Annotated in this window: 13 protein-coding genes; all 13 read right to left on the reverse strand. The window is 68.5% G+C overall.

Annotated features, from left to right (window positions below; genetic code table 11):
- Positions 1–79 precede the first annotated feature (79 nt).
- Entirely contained in the window at positions 80–1309 is a 1230-nt protein-coding gene (ftsA, locus tag ACQ66H_RS05295) for a cell division protein FtsA (RefSeq protein ID WP_019919299.1), read from the reverse strand.
- A complete protein-coding gene (locus ACQ66H_RS05300; protein WP_430433113.1) occupies positions 1306–2106 on the reverse strand; it encodes a cell division protein FtsQ/DivIB in 801 nt (266 codons plus the stop codon). Before ACQ66H_RS05300 ends, ftsA begins: the two co-directional genes overlap by 4 nt.
- Positions 2099–3025 (reverse strand): D-alanine--D-alanine ligase, encoded by a 927-nt coding sequence (locus ACQ66H_RS05305; RefSeq protein ID WP_430433114.1) that lies wholly within the window; start codon positions 3023–3025, stop codon positions 2099–2101. Before ACQ66H_RS05305 ends, ACQ66H_RS05300 begins: the two co-directional genes overlap by 8 nt.
- The gene (gene murC, locus ACQ66H_RS05310) at positions 3022–4419 is read right to left on the reverse strand and encodes a UDP-N-acetylmuramate--L-alanine ligase (RefSeq protein ID WP_430433115.1); all 1398 of its coding nucleotides are present in this window, start codon (positions 4417–4419) and stop codon (positions 3022–3024) included. Before murC ends, ACQ66H_RS05305 begins: the two co-directional genes overlap by 4 nt.
- Positions 4416–5489, reverse strand: a complete 1074-nt coding sequence (gene murG, locus ACQ66H_RS05315; RefSeq protein WP_430433116.1) for an undecaprenyldiphospho-muramoylpentapeptide beta-N-acetylglucosaminyltransferase — start codon at positions 5487–5489, stop codon at positions 4416–4418. Before murG ends, murC begins: the two co-directional genes overlap by 4 nt.
- On the reverse strand, positions 5486–6646 hold the full coding sequence (ftsW, locus tag ACQ66H_RS05320) for a putative lipid II flippase FtsW (protein WP_430433117.1): 1161 nt from the start codon (positions 6644–6646) through the stop codon (positions 5486–5488). The genes murG and ftsW overlap by 4 nt, the downstream gene beginning before the upstream one ends.
- A complete protein-coding gene (murD, locus tag ACQ66H_RS05325; protein ID WP_430433118.1) occupies positions 6643–8034 on the reverse strand; it encodes a UDP-N-acetylmuramoyl-L-alanine--D-glutamate ligase in 1392 nt (463 codons plus the stop codon). Before murD ends, ftsW begins: the two co-directional genes overlap by 4 nt.
- A 90-nt stretch (positions 8035–8124) precedes the next feature.
- On the reverse strand, positions 8125–9213 hold the full coding sequence (mraY, locus tag ACQ66H_RS05330; protein ID WP_019919292.1) for a phospho-N-acetylmuramoyl-pentapeptide-transferase: 1089 nt from the start codon (positions 9211–9213) through the stop codon (positions 8125–8127).
- On the reverse strand, positions 9203–10600 hold the full coding sequence (locus ACQ66H_RS05335; RefSeq protein WP_430433119.1) for a UDP-N-acetylmuramoyl-tripeptide--D-alanyl-D-alanine ligase: 1398 nt from the start codon (positions 10598–10600) through the stop codon (positions 9203–9205). The genes mraY and ACQ66H_RS05335 overlap by 11 nt, the downstream gene beginning before the upstream one ends.
- Positions 10597–12090, reverse strand: a complete 1494-nt coding sequence (locus tag ACQ66H_RS05340) for a UDP-N-acetylmuramoyl-L-alanyl-D-glutamate--2,6-diaminopimelate ligase (protein ID WP_430433120.1) — start codon at positions 12088–12090, stop codon at positions 10597–10599. Before ACQ66H_RS05340 ends, ACQ66H_RS05335 begins: the two co-directional genes overlap by 4 nt.
- Positions 12087–13853: a peptidoglycan D,D-transpeptidase FtsI family protein gene (locus ACQ66H_RS05345; RefSeq protein ID WP_430433121.1), complete on the reverse strand. Its 1767-nt coding sequence runs from the start codon at positions 13851–13853 to the stop codon at positions 12087–12089. Before ACQ66H_RS05345 ends, ACQ66H_RS05340 begins: the two co-directional genes overlap by 4 nt.
- Positions 13850–14125, reverse strand: a complete 276-nt coding sequence (gene ftsL, locus ACQ66H_RS05350; protein WP_024300597.1) for a cell division protein FtsL — start codon at positions 14123–14125, stop codon at positions 13850–13852. Before ftsL ends, ACQ66H_RS05345 begins: the two co-directional genes overlap by 4 nt.
- A gap of 1 nt (position 14126) precedes the next feature.
- A complete protein-coding gene (rsmH, locus tag ACQ66H_RS05355; protein WP_430433122.1) occupies positions 14127–15041 on the reverse strand; it encodes a 16S rRNA (cytosine(1402)-N(4))-methyltransferase RsmH in 915 nt (304 codons plus the stop codon).
- Between the last annotated feature and the right edge of the window lie 2 nt (positions 15042–15043).

Here is a 15043-nt window from a genome sequence, read left to right on the forward strand (position 1 = left end):
CTAGATTTAGTGATTGCGCGCAAGTATACGACTAAACTTAGTGCAACGCATGCCGTAGATGCCGTTTGCGTCCCGAATTTCAGAAATTTCTTTCGAACCAGGAGCGCATGTTGGCCAGCACCTGACGGACGTTCCTCGTTTCGCGCGCAACCTGTCCGCGACGACGCTGCGCGGCGCCTTCCATCACCAGTCCGATCGCCGCCGCGTAGCGCGGATGGCGCACCACGTCGGCAAGGTTGCCGCTGCATTCGGGCACCCCCACGCGCGACGGCAGGTGGAACACGTCCTCGGCCAGATCCGCCATGCCACGCATGGTTGCGCTGCCGCCGGTCAGCACGACGCCGGACGACAGCAATTCCTCGTAGCCGCTGCGTCGCAGCTCGGCCTGCACGAGTTCGAACAGCTCCGATACGCGCGGCTCGATCACGTCGGCCAGTGCCTGACGCGACATGCGGCGCGGGCCGCGGTCGCCGATGCCCGGCACTTCGATCATGTCCTCGGCGTCGGCCAGTGCCGACATCGCCACGCCGTAGCGCAGCTTGATGTCTTCCGCCTCGGCGGTCGGCGTGCGCAGGGCCATCGCGATATCGTTGGTGATCTGGTCGCCGGCGATCGGGATGACGGCCGTGTGGCGGATCGCACCCTGGGTGAAGATGGCGATGTCAGTCGTGCCGCCGCCGATGTCGATCAGGCAGACGCCCAGATCCTTTTCGTCCTCCGACAGCGTGGCCTGGCTGGACGCCAGCGGCTGCAGCACGAGGTCCACCACTTCGAGGCCGCAGCGGCGCACGCACTTGATGATGTTCTGCGCCGCCGACACGGCGCCGGTCACGATGTGCACGCGCACTTCGAGCCGCTTGCCGCTCATGCCTATCGGCTCGCGCACGCCGTCCTGGCCGTCGATGATGAATTCCTGGGTCAGCGTGTGCAGGATTTCCTGATCTGCCGGAATCGGCATCGCGCGCGCGGTTTCGACCACGCGTTCGAGATCGAGGCGGGTGACTTCCTTGTCCTTGATGGCGACAACGCCATTGGAGTTGAAGCTGCGAATGTGGCTTCCGGCGATTCCGGTGAACACTTCGCGCACCTTGCAGTCGGCCATCAGCTCGACTTCCTGGATCACGCGCGAGATCGAATCGACGGTGGCTTCGATGTTGACCACGACACCCTTCTTCAGGCCCTGCGCCTCCTGGGTCGCGAGGCCGAGAATGTCGAGTCGCCCGTCGCTGCCGAGTTGTGCGACGACGGCCGAAATCTTCGAGGTGCCGATGTCGAGGCCGACGATGAGGTCCTTGCTGTCTCTTGTCATGGTCTGTCCTGGTGTTCAGTGCTGCTCATTCGTATTGCGTAGCCGTTCGGGTAGCGCAGATCGGCGTAGATCACTTTCTGCGCGCCGCGGCGCAGGATTTCCGGCTGGGTGTTGACGTAGCGCGCGAGCCGTTCGGCGATCGGCGACTTCTCCTCCTCGCGACCGAGTTCGAGCCGCGTTCCGTCGTCGAGCTGCAACTGCCAGGCCTGGCGGCGCGTCAGCACGAGTTTGCTGATCTGCCGCTGCATCGGCGCCAGCAGATCGCTCCATTCAAGGTGGCGGGCCAGCATGCTGGCCGAGTCCTCATCCGGTCCGATGAACAGCGGCAGCGCAGCCTCGTGTTCGGCCACGAACAGTTCGCCCTGGGCATTCACCATGCGCGTTGGCACGTTCGGCGGCACCCACCAGCGCGCGACCGCGACGTGCTCCTCGATGTCGATCTCCAGCGAACCGGGCCACACCCGGCGCACCGTGGCGTGGCGCACCCAGGGCAGGCTTTCGAACACGGTGCGTGCGCGCTCGATGTCGGTGGTGAGAAAGCTGCCGGTGACGGCGCGGCGCGCGGCGTCCTCGATCTGCGCGGCACTCACGTTGGCCGGCGCGCGCGTCAGCGTCACCGACTGAAGCGGCAGCACCGGCATGCGGGTGACCATGATCACCAGCGCATAGCCGATCGCCGCACTCGCCAGCAGCAGGATCACGTCGGCGATCATCGTCAGCGCGCGCGGGCTGTCCCACAGACCGCCGTCGTCGCGGCGCTGCGTGGCCTTGTTGCGCGCTGAGGGCTTTTTAGCCAAGGCGGGCCGACTCCAGGATGCGCAGGCACAGTTCACCGAACTCGATGCCGACCGCACGTGCGGCCATCGGCACCAAGGAGTGCGAAGTCATGCCCGGCGAGGTGTTGATTTCGAGCAGCCAGGGGCGGCCGTCCTCGCCCAGCATCAGATCGGCGCGGCCCCAGCCGCGGCAGTCGATCAGCCGCGCGGCGCGCATGACCAGATCCTGGATCTCCTGTTCGAGATCGGCGTCGAGCCCGCTCGGGCAGTGGTACTTCACGTCGTCGGTGAAGTACTTGTTCTGGTAGTCGTAGTTCCCCTGCGGTGCTTCGATGCGGATCAGCGGCAGCGCCATGTCGCCGAGGAAGGGCGCGGTCAGCTCGCGGCCGCTGATGAACTGTTCGGCCAGTACCAGCGGATCGCAGCGCGCGGCCTTTTCGTAGGCGACTTCCAGATCCTCGATGCGGGTCACCTTGGTGGCGCCGACGCTGGATCCTTCGCGTGCCGGCTTCACGAACAGCGGCAATCCAAGTTCGTTCGCCACGGCACGGAAATCGCTGCCGGCGTGCAGCAGCTTATAGCGCGGCGTCGGCAGGCCGGCTGACAGCCACACCATCTTCGTGCGCCATTTGTCCATGCCGATGGCCGAGGCCATCACGCCGCTGCCGGTGTAGGGAATGCCGAGGCATTCGAGTGCGCCCTGTATCGTGCCGTCCTCACCGCCGCGGCCATGCAGCGCGATGAAGGCGCGGTCGAAGCCGTCACGTTTCAGTTCCCACAGATCGCGTTCCGCCGGGTCGAAGGCGTGGGCATCGACGCCCTGTTCCTGGAGCGCGGCCAGCACCGCGCTGCCCGACATGATAGAGATTTCGCGTTCGGCGGAGCTGCCGCCGAACAGCACGGCGACCTTGCCCAGTGCGGCGGTGTCGTGGGTACTCATTTCTGGATGTCCTGTGCGAATTTGGCGGGCAGTTGCCCGATGGAGCCAGCGCCCATGCCGAGCACGACGTCGCCGTCGCGCACCGTGTCGAGCAGGGTCTGCGGCAACGCGTTGATGTCTTCGACGAATACCGGCTCGACCTTGCCGGCAACGCGCAGCGCGCGCGCTAGCGCGCGGCCGTCGGCAGCGACGATGGGCGCTTCGCCGGCGGCGTACACCTCGGTCAGCACCACCGCGTCGGCGCCCGACAGCACGCGCACGAAGTCTTCGAAGCAGTCGCGCGTGCGCGTGTAGCGGTGCGGCTGGAAGGCCAGCACGATGCGCCGGCCGGGGTAGGCGCCGCGCGCCGCTTCGAGCGTGGCGGCCATTTCGACCGGGTGGTGGCCGTAGTCGTCCACCAGCGTGAAGCTGCCGCCGGCCGGCAGCGCGATCTCGCCGTGGCGGGTGAAGCGGCGACCCACGCCCTTGAATTCGCCGAGCGCGCGCACGATGGCGTCGTCCGATACGCCGACCTCGTTGGCCACGGCGATGGCGGCCAGCGCGTTGCGCACGTTGTGCAGGCCCGGCAGGTTCAGCTCGACCGGAATGCGGGTGGTCGTGCCATTGACGCGCACCGCGTCGAAGATCATGCGTGTGCCGTCGGCGCGCACGTTCTCGGCGCGCACCTGGGCGTTCGGATCGAGGCCGTAGCGGATGATCTGCTTCGGTACCTGCGGAATGATTTCGCGGACGTTGGCATCGTCGGCGCACAGCACCGCGACGCCATAGAAGGGCAGCCGGTTCAGGAAGTCGACGAAGGCCTGCTTCAGCTTCGAGAAGTCGTGGCCATAGGTGTCCATGTGGTCGGCGTCGATGTTGGTCACGACCGACACGACCGGCGACAGGAACAGGAAGGACGCGTCGGACTCGTCGGCTTCGGCCACCAGGAACTCGCCGGTGCCCAGCCGCGCGTTGGCGCCGGCCGAGTTGAGCCGGCCGCCAATGACGAAGGTCGGGTCCAGTCCGCCTTCGGCCAGGCAGCTGGCGATCAGCGAGGTGGTGGTGGTCTTGCCGTGGGTGCCGGCGACCGCCACGCCCTGCTTGATGCGCATCAGCTCGGCCAGCATCTGTGCACGCGGCACGATGGGAATCTGCCGCTCGCGTGCGCGCACGACTTCAGGGTTGTCGGCGCTGACCGCGGTCGAGGTGACGACCGCGTCGGCACCGGCGATGTTGTCGGCCGCGTGACCCTGCACGACGCGCGCGCCGAGCGCGGCGAGGCGGCGGGTGACCGCGTTGTCGGCGATGTCCGAACCGCTGACCACGTAACCCTGGTTGAGCAGCACTTCGGCGATGCCGCTCATGCCGGATCCGCCGATACCGATGAAATGGATGTGGCTGATCTTGTGTTTCATTTCTGTTGTCCTTGCGCGAGTGCTGCGCAGATGTCGGCCACCTCGGACGTCGCGCCGGGGCGGGCGAGGGCGCGTGCGCGCTGTGCCATATCGAGCAGACGGGCGCGGTCGAGCGAACGGATGAGGGTGGCCAGCGAGCCGGCGTTCAGCGCCGTCTGCGGCATCAGTTCAGCCGCTCCGGCGTCGGCGAGAAAGCGCGCGTTGCCTGTCTGGTGGTCGTCAACCGCGTGCGGCAGCGGCACCAGCACCGAGGCCACACCGGCGGCCGCCAGTTCGGCGACGGTAAGCGCGCCAGCGCGGCAGATGACCAGGTCGGCCTGCGCGTAGGCGCCGGCCATGTCCTGAATGAAGGGCTGCAGCGTGCCGCGCACGCCCGCTGCCGCGTAGGCCGATTCGAGCGCCGGCATATTGCGTTCGCCCGCCTGATGGATCACCTGCGGGCGCTCTGCTTCCGGAATCTGCGCCAGGGCCTGCGGCACCGTGTCGTTCAGCACCTGGGCGCCGAGGCTGCCGCCGACCACCAGGATGTTCAGCGGACCGCTGCGGCCGGCGAAACGCTCGACCGGCGTCGGCAGCGCCGCGATGTCGGCGCGTACCGGATTGCCGGTCCACTCGGCTTTCGGCAGTGCATCCGGGAAGCCACCGAGCACGCGGTCGGCAACGCCGGCGAGCACGCGGTTGGCCAGCCCGGCAATCGAATTCTGTTCGTGCAGCACCAGCGGAATGCCGCGCAGTGCGGCCATCATGCCGCCGGGGAAGGTGACGTAGCCGCCAAGACCGAGCACCACCTGCGGCTTCACGCGACCGAGCACGCCGAGCGCCTGCCAGAAACCGCGCAGCAGATTGAGCGGCAGCATGAGCTTGCGCAGCAGGCCCTTGCCGCGCAGCGCGGTGAAGCGGATGCACTGCAGTTCGTAGCCGCGCGGCGGCACGATGCGCGCTTCCATGCCGTCGGCGTTGCCCAGCCAGACGATGCGCCAGCCGCGCGCGCGCAGTTCGTCGGCCACCGCGAGGCCCGGGTAGATGTGGCCGCCGGTGCCGCCGGCCATGATCAGCGCGGTGCCGCTCATCGACGGTTCTCCCAGTCGATGCGCAACAGGATGGCCAGCGCGACGCAATTGACCAGGATGCCGGAGCCGCCGTAGCTCATCAGCGGCAGCGTCAGGCCCTTGGTCGGCAGGATGCCCACGTTCACGCCCATGTTGATGAAGGCCTGCACGCCGAACCAGATGCCGACGCCCTGGGCGACCAGACCGGCGTATGCGCGCTCCAGCAGCAGGGCGCGTCGGCCGATGGCGAAGGCGCGGTGCACCACCAGCGCGAACAGGCCGATCACCGTCGCCACACCGACCAGACCGAGTTCCTCGCCGATCACCGCCAGCAGGAAGTCGGTGTGCGCTTCCGGCAGGTAGAGCAGTTTCTCGACGCTGCCGCCGAGGCCGACGCCGAACCACTCGCCGCGGCCGAAGGCGATCAGCGAGTGGGTGAGCTGGTAGCCCTTGCCCAGCGGGTCGTTGTTGAACGGATCGAGGAAGGCGATGAAGCGGCCCCAGCGCAGTTCGTTGAAGCGGATGATCAGCGCGAAACCGACCAGCGCGACCACGCCGAGCGAAAAGAACAGCTTGCCGTTGATGCCGCCGAGGAAAAGCATGCCGAAGGCGATCAGCACGATGACGACGAATGCGCCGTAATCGGGCTCGGCCACCAGCAGTGCGCCGACCAGCAGGATGACCACGGTCATCGGCACGAAGGCGCGACGGAAGGAGTGCATCTCCGGCAGCCGGCGCACGATGTAGCTGGCGGCGTAGAGCACGGTGAACAGCTTCACCAGTTCGGACGGCTGCAGGTTCACCGGGCCGAGGTTGATCCAGCGGCGCGAGTTGTTCACGACGCTGCCGATGCCCGGAATCATTACCAGCACCAGCAGCACGATGCCGCCGAGGAAGAGCCACATCGACCACGCCTGCCAGGTGCGGATCGGCACCTGAAAGGCCATCAGCGCCGCCACGCCACCGATGGCGAGGAACACCGCCTGGCGGATCAGGAAGAACTCCTGCTTGTTGCCGGTGAAGCGGCTGCTGTCGGCGACCGCGATCGACGCCGAGTACACCATGACGAGGCCGATCAGCAGCAGCGCGACCGCCGGCCACAGCAGCCAGGGGTCGAGTTCGGCCGGCTTCGGTGATTCGCCGAAGCGCGACGAATCAAGTCTCATGCTGCCGCTCATGAACGCACTCCTTCGGCCGCGATGCGACGCGCTTCGGCGATGAACACCTCGGCGCGGTGTGCGTAGTTGCGGAACATGTCGAGGCTGGCGCAGGCCGGCGACAGCAGCACGGCGTCGCCCGGCGCGGCGGCGGCGTACGCGGCGCGGGTGGCCTCTTCCAGCGTGGCGAAACTGCGGTAAGGAACGCCGTGGGCGGTGAGCACTTCGGCGATGGCCGGTGCGTCACGGCCGATCAGCGCGCAGAAGCGGGCGTGGCGCGCGCACACCGGGCCGAGTGGCGCGAAATCCTGCCCCTTGCCGTCGCCGCCGAGGATGATGGCCAGCGGTTGACCGAGACCTTCGATGGCCGCCACCGTGGCGCCGACATTGGTGCCCTTGGAGTCGTCGATGAAGCGCACGCCGCCGGCGTCGAGCACCGTTTCGACGCGGTGCGGCAGGCCGGCGAAGTCGCGCAGTGCGGCGACGCAGCGGTCCAGTGGCAGGCCGGCGGCCTCGCACAGCGCCAGGGCTGCGAGCGCGTTGTGTGCGTTGTGGCGGCCGGCCAGCTTCATGTCGTCGAGTGCGAGCAGCGGCTGCGTGCCGCGCATCAGCTGGGTGCTGCCATCGCGCTCGGCCAGTCCGTAATCGCCGGCAGTCGGCACGCCGTCGCCGAAGCCGATGGCGCGTGCACCGTCGCGGCGCATCGCGGCGACCCATGGGTCGTCGCGGTTCAGCACCTGCACCGTATGCGCGCCGAAGATGCGCGCCTTCTCGGCCGCGTAGGCCGGCATGCCGCCCGGGTGACGGTCGAGGTGGTCCTGCGTCACGTTGAGCACGGTGGCGGCGTCGGCGTCCAGCGTTTCGGTGGTTTCGAGCTGGAAGCTCGACAGTTCGAGTACCCAGGCATCGGGCACCGTGCCGGCGTCGAGCACGCGCATCAGGGCGTCGAGCGCGGCCGGCGAAATGTTACCGGCCACCTCGGTGACCAGCCCGCAGGCACGGCACAGCGCACCGGTCAGCGTGGTGGTGGTGGTCTTGCCGTTGGTGCCGGTGATGGCGATCACCTTCGTGCGTTCGCGCCAGCCGAGGTCGCGCAGCGCGCGTGCGAACAGTTCGATCTCGCCGACCACTTCGATGCCGCGACGTTTGGCTTCCTGCACCAGCGGTTCGTGCGGCGCCAGACCGGGCGACAGCGCCAGCAGCACGATGCCGTCGAGCAGGCTGTCGTCGAACTGCCCGCAGCGCAGCTCGGCCGCCGGAATGTCACGCGCCAGCGCATCCAGCCCGGGCGGCGCGGCACGGCTGTCCGCCACACGCAGCTCGGCGCCCTGGCGGGCGCACCAGCGTGCCATGGCCAGGCCGGATTCTCCGAGGCCGAGGACGAGGACGTGGGTACCGAGGAGACTCATCGTGCGCTCCGCGACCCGCAGGACGGCGCGCGGCGCTGGCGGTGCGGGGCCTGTGCCGTGTGGACGGAGAGTGCGTGGGGGGCGTTCATGTCACCGCAGCTTCAGCGTGGAGAGGCCGAACAGCACGAGCATCAGCGTGATGATCCAGAAGCGCACGACCACCTGCGTTTCCTTCCAGCCGCCCAGCTCGTAGTGGTGGTGCAGCGGCGCCATGCGGAAGATGCGCTTGCCGCCGGACCACTTGAAGTAGAGCACCTGGATCATCACCGACAACGTTTCGGCGACGAACAGCCCGCCCATGATGAACAGCACGATTTCCTGACGCACGATCACCGCCACGGTGCCGAGCGCGGCGCCCAGCGCCAGCGCGCCGACGTCGCCCATGAACACTTCTGCCGGATAGGCGTTGAACCACAGGAAGCCGAGGCCGGCGCCGCACAGCGCGCCGCAGAATATGGCCAGCTCACCGGCGCCGGGGATGAAGGGCACACCCAGATAGCGCGAGAACACCGCGTTGCCGGCGACGTAGGCGAAGATGGCGAGCGCGCCGCTCACCATCACGGCCGGCATCGTCGCGAGGCCGTCTAGGCCGTCGGTCAGGTTTACCGCGTGGCTGGTGCCGACGATGACGAAGTAGGTGAGCACCATGAAGCCGATGGCGCCGAGCGGGTAGGCCACGGTCTTGAAGAAGGGCACGATCAGTTCGAGCTGGGCTGGCACCTGGGCGGTCAGGCCGAGGTACACCGCGGCGCCAGCGGCGAACACCGACGACCAGAAGAACTTCGGTTTGGCCGGCAGGCCCTTCGGGTTGCGATGCACCACCTTGCGCCAGTCGTCCACCCAGCCCACGGCGCCGAAGCCCAGCGTGACGACCAGTACCACCCAGACGTAGCGGTTCGACAGGTCGGCCCACAGCAGCGTCGTGACACCGAGCGCGATCAGGATGAGGGCGCCGCCCATGGTCGGCGTGCCGGCCTTGGTCAGATGCGATTTCGGGCCGTCGTCGCGCACCGCCTGACCGATCTTGTATTCGGTCAGCTTGCGGATAAGCATCGGGCCGAACATCCAGCAGATGGCGAGCGAAGTCATCATCGCCAGCACTGCGCGCAGCGTGATGTAGTTGAAAACGTTGAATGCGCGGATGTCCTGCGCCAGCCAGCGGGCAAGTTCAAGAAGCATGGTTGTCCTGTCCGGTGTGTGCGAGCAGCGCCTCGGCGACGCGTTCCATGCGCATGAAGCGCGAGCCCTTGACCAGCACCGTGGTGCGGGCGTCGAGCTGGGGGCGCAGCGCGTCGGCGATCGAGGCGTGATCGGGGTAATGGAGGGCGCCAGCGCCGAAAGCGGCGACGGCGTGCGTGGAGGCTTCACCGAGCGCGTGCAGCGCGTCGATGCCGCGTTCGCGTGCGTAGGCGCCGGCTTCGCGGTGAAATTCGGGGCCCTGGTCGCCGACCTCGCCCATGTCGCCGAGCACCAGGATGCGCCGGCCCGCTGCGCTGGCAAGTACGTCGATGGCGGCGCGCACCGAATCGGGGTTGGCGTTGTAACTGTCGTCGATCACCGTGCTGCCGCCCAGCCCGGCACGTACCTGCTGACGCCCCTTGACGCCCTCGAAGCGGTTCAGCGCCCACACCACGGCGGCCATGTCGGCACCCGCGGCCAGCGCGGCGGTGGCGGCGCACAGCGCGTTGCGTGCGTTGTGCAGGCCGGGCACGCGCAGCACGATGCGGGCGGTGCCGAAGGCGCCGCGCAGGTCGAGGCGGTAGCCCAGGCCTTCCGGCGTGGCGGTGGCGAACACTTCGGCAGCGTGGTCGAGACCGAAGCGCAGCACGCGCCGCGCCGCGTTGCGGCCGCACCAGTAGTCGGCGAAATCGTCGTCGGCATTGACCACGGCAATGCCGTCGGCACCGAGCACGTCGAACACGTCGCCGTTCTCGCGCGCGACTTCGGCCACGCTGTTCATGAATTCCAGGTGCTCGCGCTGGGCGTTGTTCACCAGCGCCACGGTCGGTTTCGCCATGCCGGCCAGCCAGGCGATCTCGCCCGGGTGGTTCATGCCCATCTCGATCACCGCCATGCGGTGCGTCGCGCGCAGGCCGAACAGCATCAGCGGAACGCCGACATCGTTGTTCAGGTTGCCGCGCGTGGCCAGTACCGTCGTGTCCGGATTCCAGCCGACGCCGAGCGCGTGTGCGCGCAGGATGGCGGCGATCATTTCCTTCACCGTGGTCTTGCCGTTGCTGCCGGTGACGCCGATCAGCGGCAGCGTGAAGCGGCTGCGCCAGGCGCGGGCGATGTCGCCCAGTGCCGTGCGGGTATCGGCCACACGGATCAGCGTGCCCGTGGTGTGCGCGCAGTCGGCGGCGATCACCGCGGCGGCCGCACCCGCTGCCTGCACGTCGGCGATGAAGTCGTGCGCGTCGAAGCGCTCGCCGCGCAGCGCGACGAACAGGTCGCCGGCCTTCACCGCGCGGCTGTCGGTCGAGAAGCCGGCGATGTTGACGTCGGGGCCGCTCAGCGTGCCGCCGCAGGCGGCCGCGACGTCGGAGGCCTTCCACAGTGCGTTCATTGCACGCCTCCGCGGACGGCGAGGGCGGCGGCGGCCTGGTCGGCGTCGGACCAGGGCGTACGCAGACCCATGCGTTCCTGATAGTGCTCGTGTCCCTTGCCAGCGATCAGTACCACGTCGCGCGCGTCGGCCGTGCTGATGGCGGCGCGGATCGCGAGCGCGCGATCGGCCTCGCGCAGCACGTCGGCACAGGCTGGCAGCCCGGCGGCGATGTCGTCGAGAATGGCCTCCGGGTTTTCGCTGCGCGGGTTGTCCGAGGTGATCCAGGTGCGGGCAGCGTGTTCGTAGGCGACGGCCCCCATCAGCGGTCGCTTGCCTGGATCGCGGTCGCCGCCACAGCCGAACACGCACAGCAGCTTGCCGCGCCGTGCTTCGGCCACCGGCTGCAGCGCACGCAGCGCCTGCTCCAGTGCGTCCGGCGTGTGTGCGTAGTCGACCACGACCAGCGGCTCGCCGTGACCGCCGAGCCGCTGCATGCGGCCGGGCGGCGGCAGCAGTTGACCGGCGACGCGTGCGGCGTCGGCCAGCGTTACGCCCGCATGCAGCAGGCTGCCGGTGACGGCGAGCAGGTTCTGGATGTTGAAGCGGCCGACCAGGGCGGCGTCGACATGCGCCCGCTCGTTGCCGTGCTCGATGTCGAAGCGCAGGCCGTGCGCCAGATCGGCGTTGCGGGCGCGCAGTCCGTGCACGCCGTGCGGCAGCTCGGCGTCGAGCGCGCAGCCGGTGACCGGCAGCCGTGCCGCGACTTCGCCGGCCAGCGAGCGGCCGAAAGCGTCGTCGGTGTTGATCACCCCGGCACACAGGCCGGGGTGGGAGAACAGGGTGGCCTTCGCGGCCGCGTAATGCTGCATGTCCGGGTGATAGTCGAGGTGGTCGCGGGTCAGGTTGGTGAACACCGCGGTGTGGATCCGGACGCCGTCGATGCGTCCCTGGTCGAGGCCGATCGACGACACTTCCATCGCGCAGGCGCTGGCGCCCGCGGCACGCAGGTCGGCCAGGGTCTGATGCACGCTGACCACGTCCGGCGTGGTGTTGACCGATTCCGACAGCTCGCCGGGCAGGCCGCTGCCCAACGTGCCGATGACGCCGCAGCGCGTGCCGAGCAGGTCCATGGCCTGGGCGATCCACTGGCTGACCGAGGTCTTTCCGTTGGTGCCGGTGATGCCGATCACATGGAGCGCGGCGGAGGGGCGGTCGAGCAGATCGTCGGCCAGCGCGCCGGCGTGACTGCGCAGCGAATCGACCTCGATCACCGGTACTGCGGCGGCTGTCGGCGCGCCGCCCCCTTCGCACACCACCGCGCAGGCACCGCGCTCGATGGCCGCGTCGATGAAGCGACGACCGTCGGTGCGCTGGCCGGGCAGGGCGAAGAAGAGGTCGCCCGCTCGCACCTGACGCGAATCTGCGCGCAGCGCGCGCGGCGCAATGCCGTGACGGGACAGCGCGTCACGCACGCGGGCCACGACGGCTGCGGAGCGGGCGGTGCTCACCAGCCCTCCTTGCCGGTTGCGCTGTTGCGTGCCATCTGAAGCACAGGCACCGGTGCGTCCGGCGGTACGCCGGTGGCGCGCAGCGTGGCGTTCATGATGTCGGAGAACACCGGGGCGGCGACCTGGCCACCGTAGTGCACACCGTTGGACGGTTCGTCGATCATCACCGCGACGATGTAGCGCGGGTCGGACACCGGTGCGAAGCCGACGAAGGACGCGATGTACTTGTTCGCGTAGCTGCCGCCTTCGAGCTTGTGCGCGGTACCGGTCTTGCCGGCGACGCGGTAACCGGGAATCTGTGCCTTCGGTGCGGTGCCGCCGGCACCGGCGGCCATTTCGAGCATGCGGCGCACTTCGCGCGCGGTCTGTGCCGAGAACACCTGCAGGCCGTTGATCGGCGGCGTGTCAACGCGGGTCAGCGACAGCGGGATCAGGTCGCCATCGCGCGCGAACACGAGATAGGAACGCGCCATCTGCATCAGCGTGACCGACATGCCGTGGCCGTAGGACATCGTGGCCTGCTCGACCGGCTTCCAGTTCGCTGCCGGGCGCAGACGGCCGCCGGCCTCGCCGGGGAAACCGAGGCGCAGCGGCGAGCCGAAGCCGAGCTGGTCGTAGGTCTGCCACATTTCGGACGGCTTGAAAGTGCCGGCGATCTTGGCCACGCCGATGTTCGACGACTTCTGGATCACCTCGGCCAGACTGAGCGTGCCGTGCGGGTGTGCGTCGCCGATCGAGTGACGGCCGAAAGTGAGCTTGCCGGCGCAATCAACCGGCGTGTCGAAGGTGTAGCGGCCGCTTTCCAGCGCCATCGCGGCGATGAAGGGCTTGATGGTCGAACCGGGCTCGTAGGTGTCGGTGAAGGCGCGGTTGCGCAGCGGCGGGCCGGACAGCTGTTCGCGGTTGTTCGGGTTGTAGGTCGGCCAGTTGGCCAGCGCCAGCACTTCGCCGGTGCGCGAATCGACCACCACGGCGCTGCCCGCGCGTGCCTTGTGTTCGCTGACCGCCTGCTTGAGCCGGCTGTGCACCAGGAACTGCAGACGGGTATCGATGGCCAGCCGCACGTCGCCGCCGTCGCGCGGCGGCGACAGGACCTCGACGTCCTCGACCACGTTGCGGCGCGCGTCGGTGATGACGCGGCGCGCCCCGACCTTGCCGGTCAGCGGACGGTTCATCGCCAGTTCGATGCCTTCGAGACCCTTGTCGTCCATGCCTGTGAAGCCGACCACGTGCGCGCTCACCTCGCCGTGCGGGTAATAGCGACGGTACTCGGGTTCCGAGCGGATGCCCGGCAGCTTCAGCGCGAGCACCTGTTTCGCGACCTCGGGCGGCACCTGACGCTTCAGATAGCTGCGACCCCGGTTCTCCGGAATCTTGCGCGCCACCTCTCGGTGGTCCATGCCCAGCAGTTCGGCCAGCTGGCGGATCTGTGCCGGCGTGAGTTTCTCGGCGCCGATGTCGCGCGGGTTGGCCTTGGCATCGTTACGCGTCGGGCGCGATTCGGCGACGATGGCCGACACCTGGGTGCTCATCGCCAGCACCTGTTCGTTGCGGTCGAGCACGCGGCCGCGCGAGGCCGGGGTCGGCAGCACGCGCGAGAAACGTTCCTCACCCTTGCGCTGATAGAACTCGTCGTTCACCACCTGCAGCCAGAAGGCGCGGGCAACCAGACCACCGAACAGCACCATCATGACCACCAGCATCAGGCGGGCGCGCCAGGCGGGCAGCAGTTCGGCGAGCAGCGGGTTGTGGGCGAACTTCATTGTCCGGCCTCGGAGGGGTCGATGACGATGACGCGGTCGCGTTCCGGCGCGCGCATCTTGAGCTTGGATTCGGCCAGACCGGCGATGCGCGCGTGCGCGGCCAGCGAGCCCTGTTCGATCTGCAGCTGGCCCCACTCGGTTTCGAGTACCCGCATGCGCGTGAGCTCGCGTTCGAGTTCGGTGTGCAGCGCGCGCGAGCGGTGCTGCGACGACACCAGCGCGATGGCGCTGATGACCAGCGTGGCGATCAGCACGAAGTTCAGGCGCAGCACGTCAGGCCACCTTCTCGGCCACGCGCAGCGTGGCGCTGCGCGCGCGCGGATTGCGCGCGACTTCGTCGTTGCCGGCGCGGAAGCGGCCGATCAGTTTCATCGTTGGCTTCGGCAGCTGGTCGGCACGCAGCGGCAGGTTGCGCGGTGGCTGCGGCGGCGAGGCCTGATCGGCCATGTAACGCTTGACGATGCGGTCTTCCAGCGAGTGGAAGGAAATCACCGCCAGCCGGCCGCCCGGTCTGAGCGCGGCCAGCGCCTGCGGCAGCACTAGCGACAGCTCTTCAAGCTCCTGATTGATGAAAATCCGTAGAGCTTGAAAGCTGCGCGTCGCCGGATGCTGGCCCGCCTCGCGCGTGCGGACAGCGGCCGCCACGATCTGGGCAAGCTGGTATGTGGTGTCAACAGGCCGCTCGCTCCGAGCAGCAACAATCGCCTTTGCAATCGCTGAAGCAAACCGTTCTTCGCCATAGTCCCTGATGACCTCCCTGATGTCTGCTTCGTCGGCGCGGGCGAGCCACTGCGCCACTGTTTCGCCCCGGCTGGTGTCCATGCGCATGTCCAGCGGTGCGTCCTGCCTGAAACTCATGCCGCGCGCAGCTTCGTCGAGCTGTGGTGACGACACGCCGATATCGAGCAGCACGCCATCCACGCCGTGCACGCCCAGTTGTTCGAGTTCTGCGCCCATTTCCGCGAAGCGCGCGTGCACCAGCGTGAAACGCGGGTCGGTGATGGCCTGACCGGCGGCGATGGCGGACGGATCGCGATCGAGCGCGATCAGCCGGCCGCCCGGACCCAGGCGCGCGAGCAGCGCGCGGCTGTGCCCGCCGCGACCGAAGGTGCCATCGACGTAAACGCCATCGGGACGCACCGCCAGTGCGTCCAGCGCCTCGGCGAGCAGTACGGGGATGTGCTCCATCT

The organism is Methyloversatilis sp., assembly GCF_965284615.1.
GTDB lineage: Bacteria > Pseudomonadota > Gammaproteobacteria > Burkholderiales > Rhodocyclaceae > Methyloversatilis.

Coding starts and splice junctions, on each gene's coding strand:
- ACQ66H_RS05335 (WP_430433119.1), bottom strand. CDS start 10,600: ATGAACGCACTGTGGAAGGCCTCCGACGTCGCGGCCGCCTGCGGCGGC.
- ftsA (WP_019919299.1), bottom strand. CDS start 1,309: ATGACAAGAGACAGCAAGGACCTCATCGTCGGCCTCGACATCGGCACC.
- murC (WP_430433115.1), bottom strand. CDS start 4,419: ATGAAACACAAGATCAGCCACATCCATTTCATCGGTATCGGCGGATCC.
- ACQ66H_RS05305 (WP_430433114.1), bottom strand. CDS start 3,025: ATGAGTACCCACGACACCGCCGCACTGGGCAAGGTCGCCGTGCTGTTC.
- murD (WP_430433118.1), bottom strand. CDS start 8,034: ATGAGTCTCCTCGGTACCCACGTCCTCGTCCTCGGCCTCGGAGAATCC.
- rsmH (WP_430433122.1), bottom strand. CDS start 15,041: ATGGAGCACATCCCCGTACTGCTCGCCGAGGCGCTGGACGCACTGGCG.
- ftsW (WP_430433117.1), bottom strand. CDS start 6,646: ATGAGCGGCAGCATGAGACTTGATTCGTCGCGCTTCGGCGAATCACCG.
- ACQ66H_RS05345 (WP_430433121.1), bottom strand. CDS start 13,853: ATGAAGTTCGCCCACAACCCGCTGCTCGCCGAACTGCTGCCCGCCTGG.
- murG (WP_430433116.1), bottom strand. CDS start 5,489: ATGAGCGGCACCGCGCTGATCATGGCCGGCGGCACCGGCGGCCACATC.
- mraY (WP_019919292.1), bottom strand. CDS start 9,213: ATGCTTCTTGAACTTGCCCGCTGGCTGGCGCAGGACATCCGCGCATTC.